Raw genomic sequence first — 3450 nt, 5'->3', positions numbered from 1 at the left:
ACAAGACTCTATTTTTCTTAACTTGACACCAATGGCAAGATGCCCACCCCACAATATTGGATAATTTATTTCTTGGAGTTCCCTTACATCAAAACTGGCAGTTGTTGCCGCGCCCCGATCGCAGAAGCTTACATAACTCTGCACAAGTTATACATAATGCTTCTACAACTTGCGCGGTGACTTTATCGCCCCGCGTGCAACATCTGCCTCCTGCAATTTTAGATTTTAGATTTTGGATTTTTGATTGCAATCCAAAATCGTAAATCTAAAATCCAAAATTCTTAAAGGAGGTTCATAATGAATACCGCAGAACGTGACCTGCGTTTGGAAATGCTCAACAGTTTGCTCACAACTCCTCACCGCAAGCTTGAGCAAGTCGCAGAAATTCATCAGTTAATTGTTGAACTCGATCCCATCTTCTACGGACACCTGGCAGTTTGGTATCAGCGTCATGGTGATGTCCGCGATCACAAGGAGGTGTTTATTGCTCATTTGTTAACCAGCAATTTGACTGAACACCGAGATGCTGGATTTATGATGTTGCAAGAGTTTCCACCCTATCAGGTGGCTCGTGTGGTGGACTTCATGAAGCAGCAGCAGAATAAACTGCCTCGTTCCGCTCGCACTGCGGTACGGCGTTACTTGAAGACACGGGAAAGCAATCCGGCTCTGTTCGATCGCGCCGCTTTGCGAGGTCGTAAAGCAATGAAGCACTTATATGCTTCACTGCACATCAAGCCAAATGAGCGGGCAAATGCGATTCTATTCCGCGATACTCCTCCAGAGGGTTCCTTAGCAAATGTGCTGAAGCAGCTTGCGAAGGCTGAAAATGCCGCAGAACAGGCACGGCTGATTGTGGAGTTCAAAATTCCCTATACGATCGCAATTGGTGCTATCAAGCAACTTACACCAGTTGTATTGGTGGCGTTAATCAACAGCATGTCTCCTCAAGAAGCGATCAACAACCTCAAGTCTCTCCAGACTAGAGGTGCAATGGATCATCCACAAGTCAAGAAGTTGATTGACTCTAAGCTGGAAGCAGCGTCTAAGAGTGGGCGTGTCTCAGCATTCAAAGCACAGATTGCCACAGACGCAGGATATTTTGACGCAGACACCGTTGCCCAACTGGAAAAGGTGACTAACGAACAGGTGAAACGGCGTGGTGCGATCGCTCGTCCAACTGCTTTATTGGTGGACAAGTCTGGTTCAATGGAAAATGCGATCGCGATCGGTAAGCAACTTGCTGCCCTAATCTCTGGTATCACTAAGGCAGAACTGTTTGTCTACGCCTTCGACACCATTCCTTACACTGTTACAGCAAAAGGCAAGGAGTTGAGCGACTGGGAGCGTGCTTTCCAGCACATCAATGCAGGCGGTGGTACTAGCATCGGCTGTGCATTGGAAGCAATGCGGAAGAAGAAGCAGGTAGTTGACCAGATAATTTTGGTAACGGATGAGGGCGAAAATGCGGCTCCTTATTTCGGTGAAGTCTACAAGAACTACTGCCGGGAGTTGGCGATAATGCCCAATGTGGTGATTGTCCGTGTGGGTACTCATTACAACTGGGTGGAGAGTCAACTGAAGCAGCAGCAAGCACCTGTAGATACGTTCACTTTCGCGGGTGACTACTACAGTTTGCCGAACATTGTCCCACTCCTGACGCGCCCCTCTCGTCTGGATCTGCTGATGGAGATTTTGGATATGCCGTTGCCTGTGCGAGATGATAAGTAGGTTGTAAGATATAGCAATGTTTATTATTACAATAAACATTGCCTACTTTATAAAGTCTAATAAAATTATATATTCATAGTTTTTGTCAAATATGCTTCCTCTCTCATGTATTGGTAATGTTTGTTATGCTGATGAATTTCATAAAACGTGTACTGTGATTTCAATGCTTGCTTTTTGTTATAGAAACTTTAAAGATGCAAAAATAATAGAAAATTTTACTTTTCTCAATAATCTTGTCAATGAAATGCAAAGTGATTCAATAATTGCTTTTAGATATGAAAATCAATCTTTATTAGCTCTATTAGCGCGCGAAAATTTAAACGATAGCATTAAAATATCAATTTCTTTTGAAAATTATGTAAAAGCTTCTCTTCTTAATCAAGGCTTTGTGGTTCATAAAATAGATGGAAATATCAACAACAAGAAGTACAAAGCTATTTCTAAAAAGCAAAATGACGAACCTGTGTCTATCAATGAATTGAAGCTCTATGAGCCATTTTCTACTCAAGACATAGGAACTCAGTACTATATTAAATCCCTAAAAAACTATACATTAGGACTTGATTTTATACTTGATAGCCCAAATTATATGCAATATCTAAAGGAAATTGACCAAAAAATAAAGGAGATTATAAATAATTTTTATACGTTAAGAAATACTTTACATTTCACTACTGGTGGGAATTTGCTAAATGTCGGCTTCGATGAAATTTTAACTTTAACTCAACTCATAGATTTTGTGAATAACAATATTATTTATCAACATAATCATTTAATATCAGATTTCAAATTAAAATACAATTCCACTCTCTATTCGGAGTCTAACAACTTGCCTCGGATCTTCATATAGCCATTTGAGTGAATTACAAAAGAGATAAAATTAAGGTAAAGTTAGACGAGCCGGACTTGATTACCTCGTTTTTATAGTACTTGTTGTGGTACTTCATTCAAGCGATCGCTCAAGCCAAGGAGGTGATAAAGCCACATGAAGAAGGCCTATGAAGTACCAGCGATCGCTCTACTCCAAAATCTCTCTTTTCATCTCTTCCAAGTTTATGTAGTATATTGTATTATATTAATATCCTGCGTGCCCCAACTCTTGGAGCCTACATACTAGTACGAGAGGAAAGATAACACTGCCAAATGCAGTGGGCGTGTGTGAACGGGGAGTGCGAAGAACCTGGGAGGTAGGCTTAAAAGTAGCCATTCCTTGAAAGAGTGTGTAACAACTCACCAGCGAAGTCCCTCTAGTAACTGAGAACACGCAATGCTCCACCAACTTGCACGCAGAATTTTATTAATTCGTAATTCGTAATTCGTAATTCGTAATTAAGAAAATCAGATTTTATAGGGTTGCATTGGTAGCCTTATTTTTGAAAATTGATATTAGTTATGACTAACATATTTAAGCTAATCAACCAAATTGCGATCGCAGAAGCACAATTGTCTACCACCCAATTTCTCGCACCCTGTGTCAAAGGTGGACGAGTTCGCACACGGGTAGCCGGGATGATCTACACCTTCAGTCCAAAACCTCGTAAATTTGAAGGTTGGGGCATCTTTCAGGCTGTGGATGAAAAAACAGCAACGGTTGTAGAAGAAGCAGACTTACCCCAGATTGCGGAATACCTGCAACACTTTCCCCAAATACGACTGCGGTTAGCACTGGAGTTTAGACTAAAAGCGATATGAGAGAACGCAAATCAAAAGGAATTAGAG

At 41.1% G+C, this 3450-nt stretch carries 2 protein-coding genes and 1 pseudogene; all 3 read left to right on the top strand.

Going from position 1 to position 3450, the window contains the following annotated elements:
* Window positions 1–297 precede the first annotated feature (297 nt).
* Window positions 298–1731, top strand: a complete 1434-nt coding sequence (locus tag ACM0OX_RS35335) for a vWA domain-containing protein (protein ID WP_414519835.1) — start codon at window positions 298–300, stop codon at window positions 1729–1731.
* Between the two features lie 91 nt (window positions 1732–1822).
* A complete protein-coding gene (locus tag ACM0OX_RS35330) occupies window positions 1823–2581 on the top strand; it encodes a hypothetical protein (protein ID WP_414519833.1) in 759 nt (252 codons plus the stop codon).
* A gap of 542 nt (window positions 2582–3123) precedes the next feature.
* A pseudogene (locus tag ACM0OX_RS35325) lies at window positions 3124–3408 on the top strand (hypothetical protein); the annotation flags it as partial.
* Between the last annotated feature and the right edge of the window lie 42 nt (window positions 3409–3450).

The sequence above is a fragment of the Nostoc sp. PCC 9305 genome, assembly GCF_963920915.1.
Lineage (GTDB): Bacteria > Cyanobacteriota > Cyanobacteriia > Cyanobacteriales > Nostocaceae > Nostoc.
This window is presented reverse-complemented; position numbering and strand designations above follow the sequence as displayed.